The sequence below is a fragment of the Labrys sp. F242 genome (genome assembly GCF_057813875.1).
This window is the reverse complement of the sequence record NZ_JBVASG010000002.1, coordinates 689,275-706,579: the sequence shown is the minus strand read 5'-3', so window position 1 is coordinate 706,579 and position 17,305 is coordinate 689,275. Positions and strand designations below refer to the sequence as shown.

Below are 17,305 nucleotides of genomic sequence, written 5' to 3'. Positions count from 1 at the left end.
CTTTGCATGCGCGCGGTCAGGCGATGGCGGTCGCCACGTTGCGTTCCACCCGCATGCCCTTGCGCTCCTCGGACGGCGTGCGGTCGAAATGCTCGGAATAGCATTTGGAGAAGTGCGAGGCGGAGACGAAGCCGCAGGCCAGGCCCACCGAAAGGATCGGCATCGAGGTCTGGCGCAGGAGCTGGCGGGCGCGGTTGAGGCGCATTTCGAGATAGTAGCGGGTCGGCGTGGTATCGAGATAGCGCTGGAACAGCCGTTCGAGCTGGCGTGGCGACAGGCGCACGGTCCGGGCGAGCTGGGCGCAGGACACCGGACGTTCCAGGCGCTTGTCCATCTCGCCGATCACGGCGAGGAGCTTGGGATGGGAGACGCCCAAACGCGCGCGCAGTTCCATGCGCTGGCGCTCGTGGGAATCGCGCATGCGATGATGGATGAGTTCGTCGGTAACGAGGGCGCTGATGACAGCACCTTTCTTGGCGGTGATCAGCGCCAGCATCATGTCGATCGAGGCGGTGCCGCCCGCGCAGGTGAAGCGATTGCGGTCGATCTCGAACAGTTCCTGCGTGGCATCGATCTCAGGGAATTCCTCGCGGAAGCTGTCGTAGTTTTCCCAATGGATGGCGCAGCGATGGCCGTCGAGCAGACCGGCCTTGGCAAGGATATAGGTGCCCGTGCACACGGCGCCGATCGAGACGCCGTAGAAGGCGAGCTTGCGCAGCTTGGCGATCAGCGAGCCGTGATCGTATTTCTGCACGTCCATGCCGGAGCACACGATGATCTCCGGCATCGGCCCGACATCGGCATAGGAACCGTCGACCGCCAATGCCACCCCGTTCGACGCCTCGATCGGCTGGCCGTCAGGCGAATAGAGCCGCCAGGCGAAGGCCTTGGCGCCGGTGACGTAATTCGTCAGGCGCAGGACCTCCACAGCCGCCGCGAAAGCGATCATCGAGAAGTTGGGGGTGAGCAGAAGGCCGACGGTATGCGTGGCGCCGATATCCGGCCGGATATTCATACGCGATTCTCCCTGGGACCTCCGCCGGGGGGCCGGCGGTACGAAGCGTGACGGAGGCGGGAAAGCGCACCAGACGGAGCGCTCGCCCTCATGATGGCATCGGGCATCTACGCGCCCATTGTGGTCAAAAGCGTCGGTTGCGGGGCGGTTTGTACCGCGTTCTTCGAAACGACGAACCGAGACGATATTGCGACATTTTTTGAAGAATTCTGATGTGGGGCCGACCATATGTCGCGTTTAATGTCGTAAATTGACAAGTATGAGATATTCGGATGCGACCCAATGGTCAAATACTATCCCAAATGCGTCCTTTACGGGGCATGGAAGATAGCGCCTTTTGTGCAATTTCTTCCAATGCGACAAAAGGCGCGTCGCTTCCGTGCTAGACTGGCCCCGGCCGGGGTGATGATAGTCGCCCCATTCAAGACTCCATCCAACGGGCGGCAACACGTGCGGTTTTCTGTCTTTTCCCTGGCGCGCAATGCGCTGCGTGGTCATCAGGACTGGCCCGAGCAATGGCGCTCGCCCGAACCGAAGGCCAGCTACGACGCCATCATCATCGGCGCCGGCGGGCATGGCCTCGCCACCGCCTATTACATGGCTGCCGAGCATGGCATGACCAATATCGCCGTGCTCGAAAAGGGCTGGCTGGGCGGCGGCAATACCGGCCGCAACACCACCATCATCCGCTCCAACTATCTGTGGGAGGAGAGCGGCAAGCTCTACGACCACGCGATGAAGCTGTGGCAGAACCTGTCCCAGGTGCTGAACTACAACGTGATGTATTCGGCCCGCGGCGTGATGATGCTGGCGCACAATGTGCACGACATCCAGGTATTCAAGCGCCATATCCATGCCAATCGCCTGGCCGGCATCGACAATGAATGGCTGACGCCGGAAGAGGCGAAGGAATTCTGTCCGATCCTCAACATCTCCAAGGACATCCGCTATCCGATCATGGGCGCCGCCCTGCAAAGGCGCGGCGGCGTCGCTCGCCACGACGCGGTGGCTTGGGGCTATGCCCGCGCCGCCGATGCGCTGGGCGTCGACATCATCCAGAACTGCGAGGTTACCGGCATCCTGCGCGACGCCTCAGGCGCCGTCTCCGGGGTGGAGACCTCCAGGGGCACGATCCGGACCAAGAAGCTCGGCGTCGTCGCCGCTGGCCACACCTCGGTGGTGATGGACATGGCCGGTGTGCGCATGCCGCTGGAAAGCTATCCTCTGCAGGCGTTGGTGTCGGAGCCGTTGAAGCCGATCATGCCCTGCGTGGTGATGTCGAACACCGTGCATGCCTATATGTCGCAATCGGACAAGGGCGACCTCGTCATCGGTGCCGGAACCGACCAATATGTCTCCTATTCGCAGACGGGCGGCCTGCACATCGCGGCCCACACGCTGGACGCGATCTGCGAGCTTTTCCCGGTGGTTCGCCGCACCCGCATGATGCGCAACTGGGGCGGTATCGTCGACGTCACGCCCGATCGCTCGCCCATCCTCTCGAAGACCCCGGTACCTGGCCTGTTCGTCAATTGCGGCTGGGGCACGGGCGGCTTCAAGGCGACGCCGGGCTCGGGCCACGTCTTCGCCCATACGGTGGCGACAGGCGAACCCCATCCGATCGCCGCTCCCTTCACTCTCGATCGCTTCCGCACCGGACGCCTGATCGACGAAGCGGCCGCCGCCGCCGTCGCGCACTGAGGACCGTCATGCTGCTCATTCGCTGCCCTTATTGCGAACAGGATCGCCCGGAACTGGAGTTCCGCAACATGGGCGAGGCGCATATCGCCCGCCCCGCCTTCGCCGACAATCCGACGGACGAGGTCTGGGAAGGCTTCCTCTACACACGCTCCAATCCCAAGGGGCTGATCGCCGAGCGCTGGCGCCATGTGCATGGCTGCGCACGCTTCTTCAACGCCGTGCGCCATACCGTGACCGACAAGTTCGTGAAGACCTACAAGCAGGGCGAGCCCAAGCCCGATCTGGCGGCGCTCGCCGTCGAGCTTGCCGCCGCCACGCCCTCCAATAAGGAGGCGCGCGCGTGACCGCCTCTCTCCGTACGGCGGCCGGCGGCCGCATCGATCGCGCCAAGCCGATCAACTTCACCTTCGACGGCATCGCCTATCAGGGCGTGCGTGGCGATACGCTCGCCTCCGCTTTGCTCGCCAATGGCGTGCACCTGATCGGCCGCTCCTTCAAATATCACCGGCCGCGCGGCATCATGTCATCAGGTTCGGAAGAGGCGAATGCGATGGTGACGGTGATCCGGGATGCCGGACGCACCACGCCCAATCTGCGCGCCACGCAGGTCGAGCTCTATGAAGGCCTCGTCGCGACAAGCCAGAATCGCTGGCCTTCGCTGAAATTCGATGCCGGCGCCGTCAACGACGCGATGTCGCCCTTCCTGGCCTCGGGCTTCTACTACAAGACGTTCATGTGGCCGCAGAGCTTCTGGAAGAAGGTCTACGAGCCGAGGATCCGCGCTGCCGCCGGCTTCGGTGAGGCGCCCAAGGTGGCCGATCCCGACCGCTACCTCAACCGCTATGCCCATTGCGACGTGCTGGTGGTGGGCTCCGGGCCGGCGGGCCTGGCGGCCACCATCGCCGCGGCCGAGACCGGCGCCTCGGTGATCCTGGTCGACGAGCAAGCCGAGCTCGGCGGCTCGCTGCTGACGGAGACCACGGCCACCATCGAAGGCCGCGCGGCGCGCGACTGGGCCACCGACATCATCATGTCGCTGGCCCTCAACGATCGTGTCCGGCTGATGCCGCGCACCACCGCCTTCGGCTGGTATTCGGACAATTTCGTCGCGCTGGCCGAAAGGCTGACCGACCATGTGGCCCAGCCGGAAGCCCGCACGCCGCGCGAACGGCTCTGGCAGGTGCGCGCCAAACAGGTCGTCATCGCAGCCGGTGCGATCGAGCGTCCCCTGGTGTTCCCGGAGAACGACCGTCCGGGCATCATGCTGGCCGATGCGGCCCGCACCTATGTCAACCGCTACGGCGTCAAGCCGGGCAACCGCGCGGTGGTGTTTACCGCCTGCGACACCGCCTACCAGGCCGCGCTCGACCTCAAGGCCGCCGGCGTCGAGATCGCCGTGATCGCCGATATCAGGACCGATGGCGGTGCGCTGGTCGGTGCTGCCCGGGAGGCCGGCATCCGCGTCAACCTCGGCGCGACGATGATGGGCACCAGCGGGCGCTTGCGTGTCAATGCGGTCAGGCTTGGCCGGGTCGCCACGGATGGCGTCAGCGTCAGTGATCGTGAGACCGTCTCCTGCGATCTTGTGCTGATGTCGGGCGGCTGGACGCCGACGGTGCACCTGTTCTCGCAGTCGCGCGGCAAGCTGCGTTATGACGAAGCCAAGCAGATCTTCGTGCCGGGCTTTGCCCGCGACGAGGAGCGCTCCGCCGGCGCCTGCCGCGGCGTGTTCGACTTCGGCGCGGTGATCAATGACGGCTTTGCCGCCGGCCACGAGGCCGGGCGCGATGCCGGTTTCGACAGGGGCGCGCTCAAGACCTTCGACGTCGATGGCGAGACCTCTCCCGAAGGGTTCTACACCGGCGCCTTGCCGCATGACCGCAATGCCGCCAAGGTCAAGGCCTTCGTCGACTTCCAGCACGATGTCACCGCCAAGGACATCAAGCTGGCGACGCGCGAGGGCTTTCGCTCGATCGAGCATGTCAAGCGCTACACCACCACGGGCATGGCGACCGACCAGGGCAAGACCTCCAACATCAATGCGCTGGCGATCGCCGCCAAGGCTATTGACAAGAAGGTGCCGCAGGTCGGCCTGACAACTTTCCGCCCACCCTATACCCCGACCAGCTTCGGCCTGTTCGCCGGCACGGCGCGCGGGGACCTTTTCGATCCCGTGCGCAAGACCCCGATGCACGAGGCCGAGGTCGAACTGGGCGCAGTGTTCGAGGATGTCGGCCTGTGGAAACGCGCCTGGTATTATCCTCGCGCCGGGGAGAGCATGCATGACGCGGTCAATCGCGAGTGCAAGACGGTGCGCGACAAGGTCGGCATGTTCGACGCGACCACGCTTGGCAAGATCGAGGTCGTCGGCCCGGATGCGGCGGAGTTCATGCACCGCATCTATGTCAACCCGTTCATGAAGCTGGAGCCGGGCCGCCTGCGCTACGGCATCATGACCCGCGACGACGGCTTCGTCTATGACGACGGCGTGGTCGGCCGCATGGCTCCGGACCGCTTCCATGTCACCACCACCACGGGCGGGGCGCCTCGCGTGCTTTCGCATATGGAGGACTATCTCCAGACCGAGTGGACCGACCTCAAGGTCTGGTTCACCTCCACCACCGAGCAATGGGCCGTCATCGCCGTGCAGGGGCCGCATGCCCGCGACGTGCTGGCGCCCCTGGTCGAGGGTATTGACATCTCCAAGGACGGCATGCCGCACATGTCGGTGAAGGAGGGCCGCATCTGCGGCGTTCCCACCCGGCTGTTCCGCATGAGCTTCACCGGCGAGGCTGGCTTCGAGGTGAACGTGCCGGCGGCCTATGGCCGTGCGGTGTGGCAGGCCATCCATGCCGAGGTCGTCAAATATGATGGCTGCGCCTATGGCACCGAGGCGATGCATGTGCTGCGCGCCGAGAAGGGCTACATCATCGTCGGCCAGGATACCGACGGCACGCTGACCCCGGACGAAGCTGGCGTCGGCTGGGCCGTGGGCAAGGCCAAGGCGGACTTTGTCGGCAAGCGCGGCCTGATGCGGCCTGATTTGCAGGATCCCAACCGCAAGCAGTTCGTCGGACTCGCCACCGTCGATCCCGGCGTGGTGCTGGAAGAGGGCGCCCAGATCACCGAGGTGGCGCAGCCCGCCCTAGGCGAGCATGCCCTCGGCCATGTCACCTCGGCCTATTGGAGCGCCAATCTCGGCCGCTCCATCGCCCTCGCCAATCTCGAGCGTGGCCGTTCGCGCTATGGCGAGACGGTCTATGTGCCGATGCCCGGCGGCTCGACCGCCGTGACGGTGGTCGACCCTATCTTCATCGACAAGGAAGGAGCGCGGCTCAATGGCTGATACTGCAACCCGCCGCGATCCGCTCGACGGCATCGCGCCGATCACCGCCCGCAGCCGCCTCACCATCGAGGCGGCGCCACGCGGCGCCCGTCTGGTGCTGCGCGGACCGGACAGCGCTGCGGCCGCGGCCGGCCAGGCCTTCGGACTGGCCCTGCCGACGGCAATCAACACCGCCACCACCGACGGCACGCGCACCGCCTTCAAGCTCGGCCCGGACGAGTGGCTGCTGCTTGCGCCGGAGAATGGCGAGGCCGAGGCCTATGCCGCCATCGAGGCCGCCGTCCAGGAGCCCCATTCGCTGGTGGATGTCAGCCACCGCAATATCGGCGTCCTGGTCTCGGGTTCGCTGGCCGCCGATGTGCTGAATGCCGGCGTCATGCTGGATCTCGACCCCAAGGCCTTTCCCGTCGGCACCGCCACGCGCACGCTCTACGCCAAGGCGGAGATCGTGCTGTGGCGCAAGGGTGCGAGCGATTTCCACGTCGAGGTCTGGCGTTCCTTCACCGACTATTTACATGGCCAGCTCGAGCAGGCCGCGCGGGAATATGTGAAGTAACCTTCCTGGGACCGCCGGCTTTCAGCCGGCTCTTTCTCTCCAACCGACGGTGCGTTTCCAAGAGCCGGCTGAAAGCCGGCTCTTGGAAAGAGTCACCGCCTATTTGTTGCGATGGCGGACCTCGAGATGCGGCAGGCCCCAGCAGGTCAGGCCCATATCGGCTGCCATCATGCCCAATCCCTCGGTTTCGATCTCTCCGAAGCTGGAGGTTTCGATATAGGCCTTGGTGCCCCGCGCCAGTGGATTGCGCTCGCCGTAATAGAAGGGCGGAAAGATCAGGCCGTCGCGGTGGATATCGGCCCTCACCAGCAGCACGGTGCCGCCGACCGCGTCGAGCGGAACGATCTCACCCTCCTCTCGCAGATGCTCCAGATAATATTGGCCGTGGTCGCGCCAGCCATTCTTGTCGAAGGTCGGGCCGCCATAGCGCAGCACGCAATGGGGCTGAAGGATGTCCTTGTCGTAGGATAGCAGCGTCTCGATCAGGTCGGCGGGAAACTCGACCACGTCGACATCCAGCCACAGCACCCAGTCCTCGTCCGCGAGGGCATTGAAGAGCAGGTGGTTGCGGCTGCGGGCAAGCACGGCGCGCCGCTGGGTCTGGATGTCGGGCGCCCAGCGGGGGACGTTGTCGGGAATGTGGAAGGCGAAATCCTTTTTCCAGAAGCCGGTTCGCCTGAATCGCCTGGAGAGCTTGTCGGCGATGGCCCGGAAAGCTTCCTGGGTGCCATCGCGGCTGTCGCTCTCCAGAAAGCCGAGCGAAAGCGCCTTGCTCGGATAGGTCAGGCGTTCGAGGTTCTGCAGGTAGGTTTCCGCTAGATCGGCAGCGTCCTTGATAGGGGTCAGGATGAGAACCCTGGGCGGGTTGTGGCGAGAGGCGGTGCGGCTTGGACGGGAGGTCATGCTTCCATCCTGATTCAGCTTGAGCCCGACCGCAAGGGCCCCGGCCTCCATGGCGGGGGGAAGGAAAGGCGTGGCGCTGGCTTTTCGAGCGGTTATCCCCGCAGCAGAGCAAGCATGGCTTCGGCCGTCGCGGTATCGGTCACGACGGCGTTGATCAGCCTTGCCCGTACGGCGCCGATGATCGACTTCGCCTTGGCGGGGGAAACGGCCACGCCGATGACGAGAGGGACGGCCCGCAATTGCTCCGGCGATACCGCGATCAGGCGCTCGTCGCCGTCCCAGGGCACCAGATTGCCCTCCTCGTCGAAATAATGCCGGATCACGTCGCCAGCCGCCTGCACCAAAGCGCGTTCGCTCGAAGTGGCGGCGCCGGCGTGCACCGGATCGACCCCATGCGGCAGGCCGACACCCACCAGCGCGGCATCGATGCGGTCCCACAGCGCGATCTGGTCGCGGATGGTGGGATCGTTGACGAAGGCGTCGCGATATTCCTGCGACGGCAGATAGGGCGCGTGGATGAATTGAGGCGTGCCGCCGAGTTGCTCGGCCGCCAGCCGCACGAATTCGCTGATCTGGAAATGGGGGGCCGGCTGCTGCATGCCGCCGGTCGCGGGCACCGTGATCACGCCCGGTATGCTGGGCAGCCCGGCGCGGATCACCTCGCGGATGGCGCGGCCCCAGCCGATAGCGAGCACCGAGCCGTCCTTCAGCCCGGCTTCCTTCAGCAGCGCGCCGATGGGCTGGGCCAGCGACGCCAGCAATCCGACCTCGCTGGTCTCCACCAGCGCCGCCCTATGCAGGCCTAAGGCCTCGACGAGCTCGCGGGTCAGGTCCTCGGGAGCGGTGAAATCTCGGATCTCGATGCGGACGATGCCTTCATCCCGCGCGCGGCGGAGCAGCCGCGAGATGGTCGCCGTCGACAGGCCGAGGCGCCGGGCGATCTCGACCTGCGACAGGTCGGACTCATAGTGAAGGCGCGCCACCATGTGCAGCGTCTTGCGGGTGGCCGAGGCGTCGCTGGTCAGGCTGTCCGACAGTTTGCAATTCCTTTCAGAAACATGTTACATCGATGATGACAGAGAGGGAAGAACATCGCTGACCGGTCTCTCGGCCTGCCATCGCAAGATCGCTACCCGCTCGACAGGAAACAAGCAACGGCCGCGATGGAAGCTGCCGAGGCAAAGGGAGAAGAACGCCATGGCGGCGATGACGACGGCGGAATATCGCGGCTACCGACAGATCTGCGGTGGCAATGGCGCCATGATGGTGATCGCATGCGACCAGCGCGGCGGCATGCGCACCATCCTGGCGAGCGACCCGGCTGACCAGGCGGCGATCAGCGATGCGATGCTCGGCGAGACCAAGGCCGACATCGTGCGCCATCTCGCCAACGAGGCGTCCTGCGTACTGCTCGATCCTCTCTGCGCCGTGCCCAAGGTGGTGGACGATGGTGTGCTGGCGCGGGACGTGGCGCTGCTGATCGGGCTCGACGCGTCCGGCTTCGACCGCTCGCCGGAAGGCTATCGCCTCTCGCGCCTGGTGCCCGGCATCGATGCCCGCCGCGTACGCGAGCTCGGCGGCACCGGCGGCAAGATCATGGTCTATCTGCGGGCTGACAGGCCCGAGGCCAACGCCCACAACATCGAGATCCTGCGCCGCTGCATCGAGGATTTCGCCCGCGAGGACCTGCTGCTGGTGGTGGAGTTCCTCACCTATGACCTGCCCGGCGAAAGCCGCGAGGATTATGCGGCCAAGATCCCGGAACTGGTGGTGGAGGGCACCCGCATCTGCCTCGATCTCGGTTCGAAAGTATTGAAGCTGCCATTTCCCGGCCATGCGGAGGCCTGCGCCGCGGTTTCCCGCCTTGCCGGTGGCGTGCCCTGGGCCGTGCTGTCGGCCGGCGTCGACCATGCGACCTTCCTCGGCCAGGTCGAGACCGCGATGCGCAACGGCGCTTCGGGCGTGATTGCCGGCCGGGCGCTATGGAAGGATTGCATCTCGCTCGACCGCGCGGTGCAGGCCGACAGGCTGCGCAACGTCGCGGTGCCACGCCTGCGCGAGATCCAGGCGGTGATCGAGCGACATTTCGTCAAGGCGCAAGCCGCCTGAGAGGCCGGTCATGCCAAGCAAGTCCGAGGTTGAGCCCGAGGCGATCGGCATCGATATCGGCGGCACCAATCTGAGGGCCGCGCGGGTGGCGGCGGGAGGCGAGATCCTGCAACGGCTCGCCGAGCGCACCGTGGCGGAACCCCTGGCCCTCGTCGACAGGCTGGCCGAGATGATCGACCGCCTCGACAGTCCCGCCGTGGGTAGCATCGGCATCGGCGTGCCCGGCCGGGTGGATGCGCTGCGCGGCGAGGTTCTCTCGGGCGGCTATGTCGATCTGTCGAGCGTGCCGCTCGCGTCCGTGCTGGCCGAACTTACCGGCAAGCGGATCTTCGTCGACAATGACTGCAACATGGCGCTGGTCGGCGAAATGGCTGTCGGCGCGGCGCGGGGAACCGCCAATGTGGCGATGCTGACGATCGGAACCGGTATCGGCGGCGCCGTGGCGCTGGAGGGCAGGGTGTTGCGCGGCCGGCGCAGCGCCGGCCAGTTCGGCCATGTCACCGTCGATGTCGGTGGCCTGCCCTGTGCCTGCGGCCGGCGCGGCTGCGTGGAGACCACCAGTTCCGGCACGGCGCTGGGGCGGCATATCCGCGAAGCCGGCCTGCCGGCGGACATCACGGCCGGCCAGTTGCTTGGCCTTCGCCTCGATGGGGACAGGCAGGCGGAGGCCGTCATCAGGGCCTGGGCCGAGCCGCTGCGCGCCGCCATCGACAGCCTGGTGGCGGCCTTCGATCCGGCGCTGGTCCTGCTCGGCGGCGGCCTCGGCAAGGCCGCTGAGGTTGCCCTGCAGACCGTGCCGGCCTTGTCGGCCTGGTATCAATGCCCGGTTGCCGCCGCGACGTTGGGTGACGATGCCGGCGTGATCGGGGCAGCCCTGGCCGGCAGGCGGGAGGCAGGTCCATGAAGAAGGCCTTGCGCATGAAGAAGGCGGTTCTGGTCAACGGCGTTCCCGCCAGCGGCAAGAGTTCCATCGCCCGCTTCGTCGCCGATGCGCGCGGCTGGGCCATTCTCGGCCTCGATACGGTAAAGGAGCCGTTCTTCGACCATCTCGGCGTGGGCGATCGCGACTATAACCGCAAGCTCGGCCGGGCGAGCTCGCAGGCGATCTGGTCGATCGTCGGCGAAGCACCCGATGGCATGACCTTCGTGGTGGACGCCTGGTTCGGCTTCCAGCCCCGCGAGGTGCTGGAAGACCATCTTGCCCGGGCCGGGATTGGCCTCACGGCGGAGATCTGGTGCCATGCCCCACCGGACATCCTGGTGGAACGCTATCGCTCGCGCCTGTCATCCCGCCATGCCGGCCATCCCGGCGAGGCCTTCCTGCCCGAGCTGGTGGCATTGGCGCAGCGCGCCGAACCGCTCAGGCGCGGTCCGCTGTTCGATATCGACACCGCAGCAGGCTTCGACGAAGCGGAACTGCTGGCCTGGCTGGATCAGGTTTTGGTCGGGTGAGCGGTATGCCTCGCATCGTGCGATGAGACCGCCATGCTCCCCCGCGAACAGGGGCAGATACACATCCGATGCTTCGAGAATGAAGCGTGGGTGATCCTTCCCCGGTTTCGGGGAAGTCCGGAACATCTTCGAAAGTGAAGATGTTCCTGTCGTCGCTGCAGAGCAGTGACGGAAGGGGGAGGGGCGCTTCGAGGGCAGTAGAATGGCAGGTCGTGCCACTTGCCTCCACTCGACCTCGCTTCGCGAGGCCACCTTCCCCGAAACCGGGGAGGGATTATCCGGCTTTATTCGGCCTGGCCGAGTGCTATGCGGACTCCTGGCCCCTGCGCGAGAAGCCCGGTCCGACTGCAGGCGTACTCAGACGCCCAGCATCAGCTGGATGTTCTGCACGGCCGCGCCGGAAGCGCCCTTGCCGAGATTGTCCAGCCGCGCCACCAGCACCGCCTGGCGATGGGCTTCGTTCGGGAAGACGCGAAGCTCCAGCCGGTCGGTGTCGTTGAGCGCTTCCGCCTCGATCTTGCCGGCACCGTCCAGCGGCTCCACGTTCACCAACTTGGCACGGGCATAATAGTCGGCGAGAATCGCATGCAGCTCCGCTGCCTTCGGCTTGCCCGTCAGCGTGTCGAGATGCAGCGGCACCGAGACCAGCATGCCTTGGCGGAAATTGCCGACGGAAGGCACGAAGATCGGCCGGCGCGTCAGGCCGGTATAGGCCTGCAGTTCCGGCACATGCTTATGCTCGAGTGTCAGGCCGTAGAGTTCGAAGGACGGCGCGGTACCGGCCTCATAGGCCTCGATCATCGACTTGCCGCCGCCGGAATAGCCGCTCACCGCATTGACGGTGACGGGATAGTCCTGCGGGATCACGCCGGCATCGACCAGCGGCCGCAGGAGGGCGATCGCCCCGGTGGGGTAGCAGCCGGGATTGGCGACGTGGCTGGCGCTTGCGATCCTGGCGGCCTGGTCCGGCGCCAGTTCGGCAAAGCCATAGACCCAGCCGGGGGCGACGCGATGGGCGGTCGAGGCGTCCAGCACCTTGGGCTTGCGGCCGTCGAGTTCACCGATCAGCGCCACCGTTTCCTTGGCGGCGGCATCGGGCAGGCAGAGCACCACGAGGTCGACTTCGGCCAGCAGCGCCTTCTTCGCCGCGACGTCCTTGCGCAGTTCCGGCGCGATGCTGCGCAGGGCAATGCGCGCCACCGACGCCAATCGCTCGCGGATGCCCAGGCCCGTGGTGCCGGCTTCGCCGTCGATGAAGACGGTACGGACGACGCCGGCCTGGTGCGGCTTTTCGGCGAGATCGGAGAGGGCGGCCATGTCTGATCCTCCTTTGAGGAGAGGCGGGCTGTCGGGAACGCTGGCTATATCGGAGCAAGAGGTGTCACTGTCAATGTCGGATCGATGGGGCAGGTCCTTCCCGGCGCGCGCGGATCATACCCTGATCCTCATCTTGGAACGACGAGGTAACAACTTACGCTGTGGCGACGAATATCGTTACAGCGGCTGGAATCACATGTTTTAGCGCAAAAAGTGTGGTTTTCGGCACGCTCACTTGATTTGGCTCCGCTGCCGGAGCGGGTCATAGTCCTGTTCATGCGGAGCGGCGACAGGCCGTTTCCGCCATCCAGCAACAGAAGGAAACTCCCATGTCCGTGTTCACCAAGGCCAGCACCGCCTTCGCTCTCGCCGGCGCCGTCGCCAGCGCCGCCGCTTTGCTGTCGGCTCCCGCCAGGGCCGACGATTCCAAGGAGAAGTGCTACGGCGTCGCCCTCAAGGGCCAGAACGACTGCGCGGCCGGTGCCCATTCCTGTGCAGGCACGTCGACGATCGACTATGACGGCCAGTCCTTCAAGCTGGTGCCCAAGGGCAGCTGCGTCACCATGAAGACCCCGACGGGCATGGGCTCGCTGACGCCCGTCAAGAGCTGATATCGAGCTCGCGGGGGCTCTCGTCGCCTCACGGCGATGGCTCCCGCGCCCTCCCCATCTCGGAGAACGCCATGAGCAAAGCAACCAGCACGACCCTGCCATTGCGCGCCGGCGCCGGGCTCAAGCCGGAGCATGTCGAGACCATTCTCGCGACCCGGCCCGACATCGGCTTCTTCGAGGTTCATGCCGAGAATTACATGGGTGCCGGCGGTCCGCCGCATGCCCAGCTTCGGGCCATCTGCGAGAACTACTCACTGTCGCTGCACGGCGTCGGCCTGTCGATCGGCGCGGCGCGGCCGCTCGACAAGGATCATCTCGCCCGGCTGAAGGCGCTCGAACAACGCTATCGCCCGGCGAGCTTTTCGGAGCACCTGGCCTGGTCGAGCCATGAGGAGGTCTTCCTCAACGATCTCCTGCCGGTGCCCTATACCACCGAAACATTGCAGCGTATCTGCGCGCATATCGATGAGGTGCAGGAGACGCTGGGGCGGCCCATGCTCCTGGAGAATCCCTCGACCTATCTCCTGTTCGAGGAGAGCACCATCGAGGAGACCGATTTCCTGCGCGAGATCGCGGGGCGTACCGGCTGCGGCCTCTTGCTCGACATCAACAATGTCTTCGTCTCCGCTACCAATCACGCGACCTCGCCCGAAGCTTATCTCGATCGCTTCCCGCTTGATCTCGTCGGCGAGATCCATCTCGCCGGCCATGCCGAGACGGTCGACGATGCCGGCGCGCCGCTCCTGATCGACGCCCATGACCGGCCGGTGGCCGACCCGGTCTGGGCGCTCTATGAACGCGTCATCGCCCGGACCGGGCGGCTGCCGACCCTGATCGAATGGGACAATGACGTGCCGGACTGGCCGGTGCTCGCCCGCGAGGCCGCGCTTGCCGAGGCCGCGATGGCACGGGTCATGCGAGCGAGGGCCGCCTGATGCTCGCCAAGATGCAATCCTCGTTCCGGCAGGCCGTGCTCGACCCGGCCGCCGCGCTGCCGCAGGGGCTCGCCGCCCATAATGGCGTGGCGCCGCACCGGCGCTTCGCCGTCTATCGCGACAATGTCGCGCTCAGCCTCGCCGCGGCACTGGAGAGCCGCTTTCCGGCCTCGATCGCCATCGTCGGCGCCGACTTCTTCCGGGCCCTCGCCATCCGCTTTGCGCGCGAGCATCCGCCGCGCTCGCCGCTGCTTCTCGATTACGGCGATCATCTGCCGGCCTTCACCGAAGCCTTCGAGCCGGCGCGGGCGGTCGCCTATCTGCCCGACGTGATGCGCCTGGAGATTGCCCGGGCCCAGGCCTATCACGCCGCCGATGCCGAGTCTGCCTCGCCGGCCGCCCTCAGCGGCCTCGATCCTGCACGGCTGCACGAAGTGCGGGTCGAGATCCATCCGGCGGCGCGTCTCCTGCGTTCGGCCTTCCCGGTGGCGACGATCTGGCAGATGAATGCCGGCGGCGAGGCGCGGGAGATCGCGGATTGGTCCGGCGAAGACGTGCTGGTGACCCGTCCCCGCCTCGATGTCGAGGTGCAGATCCTGCCGCCGGGCGGCCATGCCTTCCTGGCCACCCTGCTGGCCCGGCACCCCTTGGAGGCGGCGGCAGAGGCTGCTTTCGCCGAAACCCCTGATTTCGACCTAGCCGCCACCATTGCGGGGCTGGTTGCGGCCGGCATCGCCCGCCGCTTCGAGATCTGAACCTGCCGGAGAGTGTTGCCATGACCCGCACGACATTCGCATCCCCCGGCCCGGCAGCACCGGGATTGGCGGATCGCCTGATCCACCTCTTCACGCTGATCCCGCATTGGCTGATCGCCCTGATCGCCCGTATCGCCCTGTTTCGGGTGTTCTGGTGGTCGGCGCGCACCAAGGTGGCTGACGGCACGCTGTTCTCCCTGTCGGACAGCGCCGTCTATCTCTTCCAGGAAGAATACAAGCTCCCGCTGCTGCCGCCGGAGCTCGCCGCCCATCTGGCCCTGCTGGGCGAGAGCGTGTTCTCCGTGCTGGTCCTTATCGGGCTGGCGACGCGGCTCGGCGGCCTCGGCCTGTTCGGCATGGCGCTGGTGATCCAGCTCTTCGTCTATCCCGACCATTACAACGAGCACCTGCCCTGGATGGTCTGCGCCCTCTATCTCGCCAAGTTCGGCGGCGGCTTCTTCTCCCTCGACGCCCTGATCGCCCGCTGGACCGGCCGCAAGGTCGCGTTCGCCTGAGGTGAGGCGGCGTTGCCTATGCGCCGATGTCGCTTTGCCTGACCTTGGCATAATGTCGGCTGGCCTTGGCGCGATTGCCGCAGGTGGCCATGTCGCACCAGCGGCGGGTACCGCTCTTGCTTTCGTCGAGGAACAGGAAGCGGCATTCGGGATTGGCGCAGCACCGGATGCGGTAACGCTCGGCGGCGGGAATGAGATCGCCGGCCGACCATAGCACCGGGGCGAGCAGATAAGCGGCGGCTGGTTCAAAGGCGCCGATGGTCCAGGCATAGCCTTGTTGCGAGCGGACCAGACGGTTTCGTGGCGGGGCCTGTGCGATCGCCTGCGCCAGGTCCGAGAAGTCTTGCTCCTCTACCCCCCGGTTCTGCGCAACCGCTGCGAGGCTGCGGTAGAGCGTCTCCCGAAGCCTGATGGCTTCGTCGAAGAGCCGGTCCGCCGCCGTGGGATGCGCCTTCGACCAATGCGTTGCCTGTTCGGCCAGCCGAGGCACCTCGTCACCCTGCCGCGCCGTCCAGGCCAGCAAGTCCGCCATGCCGTTCAACCGCTCGACGGGCTTTTCCCGGCCCCGCCAGGAGCGGGTATTGGCATAGTCGATGCAGAGATCGGCGCGCACCGGAGCAATCAGCATGGCCGCTCCCTCCCTCTGGCCTCTGGGGCTACCCGCCGGGTTTTCGATCAACGCTGACGGCTGCTAGGTATTTCTAACCCCCATGGGGGTTGACGGTCAAGGCAAGGAGGTCGATGCTATAACCATCATGATGGTTATAAATTCCTGATGAAACCGATGCGAGGAGGGCGCCATGCTGACCGAAGCTCGCAAAGCCGTGTCGAAAGACCAACGGCGATCCGTTCCCCACACCAGGGCACAAGCCGCAATTCCGCTCTGGGCGATGCTCGCGGCCCTCTCCGCGGTGGCGGCCATGAGCCAGGCCTTTCGTACGGTCGCAACCCTGTTCGCCAGCGAGTTGCAGCGGGAGTTTGGCGCTTCCACCCAAGAGATCGGGCTGTTCGCCGGCGCCTTTCATTTGTCCTTCGCGGTGGCGCAGATTCCCATCGGCGTCGCGCTCGACCTTTTCGGTCCGCGCCGTACCGTCAGCGCGGCATTCCTGCTGGCCTGCGCCGGCTCCTTCCTGTCCGTATTCGCACCGAACCTGCCCGTGCTCGTCGCCAGCCAGGTGCTGATCGGCATCGGCTGCGCGCCGGCTTTCCTCGGCGCCATCGTCTTCGTCACCAACCGCTATCCAGCCTCGCAATTTGCGCGGCTCTCCGGCCTGGTGCTGAGCTTCAGCGGCATCGGCATGCTGATCACCGGCACGCCGCTCGCCTTCGTGGTCGAAATCTGGTCCTGGCGGGCTGGCTTCCTGGTGCTGGCGATCCTGTCGGCGATCGTCCTGGCCGCGAATGTCCTGCTGGTTTCGGACGAGAGGGTCGAACCCGGTCGTGAGCGCAAACGTCCGGGGCTGCTTGCCGCCTTTGCCGAGATAGGTCCCCTTCTCGCGCAGAGGCATACGCTCGGCATCCTGCTGCTCGGCGGTGTCTCCTATGCCGCCTTCCTCACCTTGCGCGGTCTGTGGGCCGTGCCGATGCTGATGGATCGGCACGGCTTCGGCCTCGTCGTCAGTGGGCACATCATGCTGGCGACCTCGGTCGCAGCCCTGCTCGGTCCACCCGTTTTCGGCCTGCTCAAGCCGGGCAATCGCGGCCGGCGCTACTGGATCGTCGCCAGCGCGGCCTTTTGCATTGCCGCTTTTGCGGCCTTGGCCGGGCAGTCGTCGAGCCTCGTCGATGTCATCGCGGTGGTCCTGCTCGGATTCATGACCGGCTATTTCATCCTGCAATATGCCGATGTCCGCGCCGCCTATGTCGAGGAGGTCGTCGGCCGGGCCTTCGCCGTGTTCAACACCGCCATCTTCCTCGGCGTCGCCGTGATGCAATGGCTGACGGGACTGGTGGGATCCTTCGCGGCGGCCCAGGAAGCCGATCCTTTCACGCCCGTCTTTGTGGTGATCATCGTCCTGTTGGCCGCCGGCATCGCCAGCTTCGTCCTGCTGCCCTGGCCGCGCGGCAAGGGTTGGGAGCGCTGACACGTC

The 17,305-nt window shown here is 66.0% G+C and carries 17 protein-coding genes; 12 read left to right on the top strand and 5 right to left on the bottom strand.

The window, feature by feature from the left end; all coding sequences use genetic code 11:
- Window positions 1–16: 16 nt before the first annotated feature.
- On the bottom strand, window positions 17–1,015 hold the full coding sequence (locus tag ACZYTC_RS18775; RefSeq protein ID WP_434958987.1) for a GlxA family transcriptional regulator: 999 nt from the start codon (window positions 1,013–1,015) through the stop codon (window positions 17–19).
- Between the two features lie 405 nt (window positions 1,016–1,420).
- Here ACZYTC_RS18775 and ACZYTC_RS18770 point away from each other — a divergent pair, with 405 nt between their 5' ends.
- The 4 genes from ACZYTC_RS18770 to ACZYTC_RS18755 are packed head-to-tail and all read left to right on the top strand — an operon-like array spanning window position 1,421 to window position 6,618.
- Window positions 1,421–2,716: a sarcosine oxidase subunit beta gene (locus ACZYTC_RS18770; RefSeq protein WP_149255412.1), complete on the top strand. Its 1,296-nt coding sequence runs from the start codon at window positions 1,421–1,423 to the stop codon at window positions 2,714–2,716.
- Window positions 2,717–2,724: 8 nt separating this feature from the next.
- Window positions 2,725–3,060 (top strand): sarcosine oxidase subunit delta, encoded by a 336-nt coding sequence (locus tag ACZYTC_RS18765; protein ID WP_488990276.1) that lies wholly within the window; start codon window positions 2,725–2,727, stop codon window positions 3,058–3,060.
- Window positions 3,057–6,062, top strand: a complete 3,006-nt coding sequence (locus tag ACZYTC_RS18760) for a sarcosine oxidase subunit alpha family protein (protein ID WP_488990275.1) — start codon at window positions 3,057–3,059, stop codon at window positions 6,060–6,062. Before ACZYTC_RS18765 ends, ACZYTC_RS18760 begins: the two co-directional genes overlap by 4 nt.
- The gene (locus ACZYTC_RS18755; RefSeq protein WP_434958990.1) at window positions 6,055–6,618 is read left to right on the top strand and encodes a sarcosine oxidase subunit gamma; all 564 of its coding nucleotides are present in this window, start codon (window positions 6,055–6,057) and stop codon (window positions 6,616–6,618) included. Before ACZYTC_RS18760 ends, ACZYTC_RS18755 begins: the two co-directional genes overlap by 8 nt.
- Window positions 6,619–6,717: 99 nt before the next feature.
- Here the strand turns inward: ACZYTC_RS18755 and ACZYTC_RS18750 are convergent, their stop codons facing one another.
- Window positions 6,718–7,521 carry a glycosyltransferase family protein gene (locus tag ACZYTC_RS18750; RefSeq protein WP_434958991.1) on the bottom strand — a complete coding sequence of 268 codons (804 nt, stop codon included), beginning with the start codon at window positions 7,519–7,521 and terminating at the stop codon, window positions 6,718–6,720.
- Window positions 7,522–7,613: 92 nt separating this feature from the next.
- Window positions 7,614–8,507 carry a sugar-binding transcriptional regulator gene (locus ACZYTC_RS18745; RefSeq protein WP_434958992.1) on the bottom strand — a complete coding sequence of 298 codons (894 nt, stop codon included), beginning with the start codon at window positions 8,505–8,507 and terminating at the stop codon, window positions 7,614–7,616.
- Between the two features lie 211 nt (window positions 8,508–8,718).
- On the opposite strand from ACZYTC_RS18745, the gene ACZYTC_RS18740 reads away from it, so the two are divergent.
- The 3 genes from ACZYTC_RS18740 to ACZYTC_RS18730 are packed head-to-tail and all read left to right on the top strand — an operon-like array spanning window position 8,719 to window position 11,082.
- Window positions 8,719–9,630, top strand: coding sequence for a tagatose-bisphosphate aldolase (locus tag ACZYTC_RS18740; protein WP_434958993.1), 912 nt, complete (start codon window positions 8,719–8,721; stop codon window positions 9,628–9,630).
- Window positions 9,631–9,640: 10 nt separating this feature from the next.
- Window positions 9,641–10,534 (top strand): ROK family protein, encoded by an 894-nt coding sequence (locus ACZYTC_RS18735; RefSeq protein WP_488990274.1) that lies wholly within the window; start codon window positions 9,641–9,643, stop codon window positions 10,532–10,534.
- Window positions 10,531–11,082, top strand: a complete 552-nt coding sequence (locus ACZYTC_RS18730; RefSeq protein ID WP_488990273.1) for a P-loop nucleotide/nucleoside kinase family protein — start codon at window positions 10,531–10,533, stop codon at window positions 11,080–11,082. Before ACZYTC_RS18735 ends, ACZYTC_RS18730 begins: the two co-directional genes overlap by 4 nt.
- A gap of 357 nt (window positions 11,083–11,439) precedes the next feature.
- On the opposite strand, the gene argC is transcribed toward ACZYTC_RS18730, so the two are convergent.
- Window positions 11,440–12,399, bottom strand: a complete 960-nt coding sequence (argC, locus tag ACZYTC_RS18725; RefSeq protein ID WP_488990272.1) for an N-acetyl-gamma-glutamyl-phosphate reductase — start codon at window positions 12,397–12,399, stop codon at window positions 11,440–11,442.
- A gap of 329 nt (window positions 12,400–12,728) precedes the next feature.
- Here argC and ACZYTC_RS18720 point away from each other — a divergent pair, with 329 nt between their 5' ends.
- The 4 genes from ACZYTC_RS18720 to ACZYTC_RS18705 all read left to right on the top strand — a co-directional run bounded on the left by ACZYTC_RS18720 (window position 12,729) and on the right by ACZYTC_RS18705 (window position 15,215).
- Window positions 12,729–13,010: a BufA1 family periplasmic bufferin-type metallophore gene (locus ACZYTC_RS18720; protein ID WP_149252839.1), complete on the top strand. Its 282-nt coding sequence runs from the start codon at window positions 12,729–12,731 to the stop codon at window positions 13,008–13,010.
- Window positions 13,011–13,081: 71 nt separating this feature from the next.
- Window positions 13,082–13,945 (top strand): MNIO family bufferin maturase, encoded by an 864-nt coding sequence (gene bufB / locus ACZYTC_RS18715; protein ID WP_441772142.1) that lies wholly within the window; start codon window positions 13,082–13,084, stop codon window positions 13,943–13,945.
- Window positions 13,945–14,700, top strand: coding sequence for an HvfC/BufC family peptide modification chaperone (locus ACZYTC_RS18710; RefSeq protein ID WP_488990271.1), 756 nt, complete (start codon window positions 13,945–13,947; stop codon window positions 14,698–14,700). The genes bufB and ACZYTC_RS18710 overlap by 1 nt, the downstream gene beginning before the upstream one ends.
- 20 nt (window positions 14,701–14,720) lie before the next feature.
- Window positions 14,721–15,215 (top strand): DoxX family protein, encoded by a 495-nt coding sequence (locus tag ACZYTC_RS18705; RefSeq protein ID WP_434958999.1) that lies wholly within the window; start codon window positions 14,721–14,723, stop codon window positions 15,213–15,215.
- Between the two features lie 16 nt (window positions 15,216–15,231).
- Here ACZYTC_RS18705 and ACZYTC_RS18700 read toward each other — a convergent pair whose 3' ends face one another.
- Complete coding sequence (locus ACZYTC_RS18700) at window positions 15,232–15,843, bottom strand: CGNR zinc finger domain-containing protein (protein WP_488990270.1); 612 nt, start codon at window positions 15,841–15,843, stop codon at window positions 15,232–15,234.
- A gap of 172 nt (window positions 15,844–16,015) precedes the next feature.
- On the opposite strand from ACZYTC_RS18700, the gene ACZYTC_RS18695 reads away from it, so the two are divergent.
- Window positions 16,016–17,299, top strand: coding sequence for an MFS transporter (locus ACZYTC_RS18695; protein ID WP_488990269.1), 1,284 nt, complete (start codon window positions 16,016–16,018; stop codon window positions 17,297–17,299).
- Window positions 17,300–17,305 lie beyond the last annotated feature (6 nt).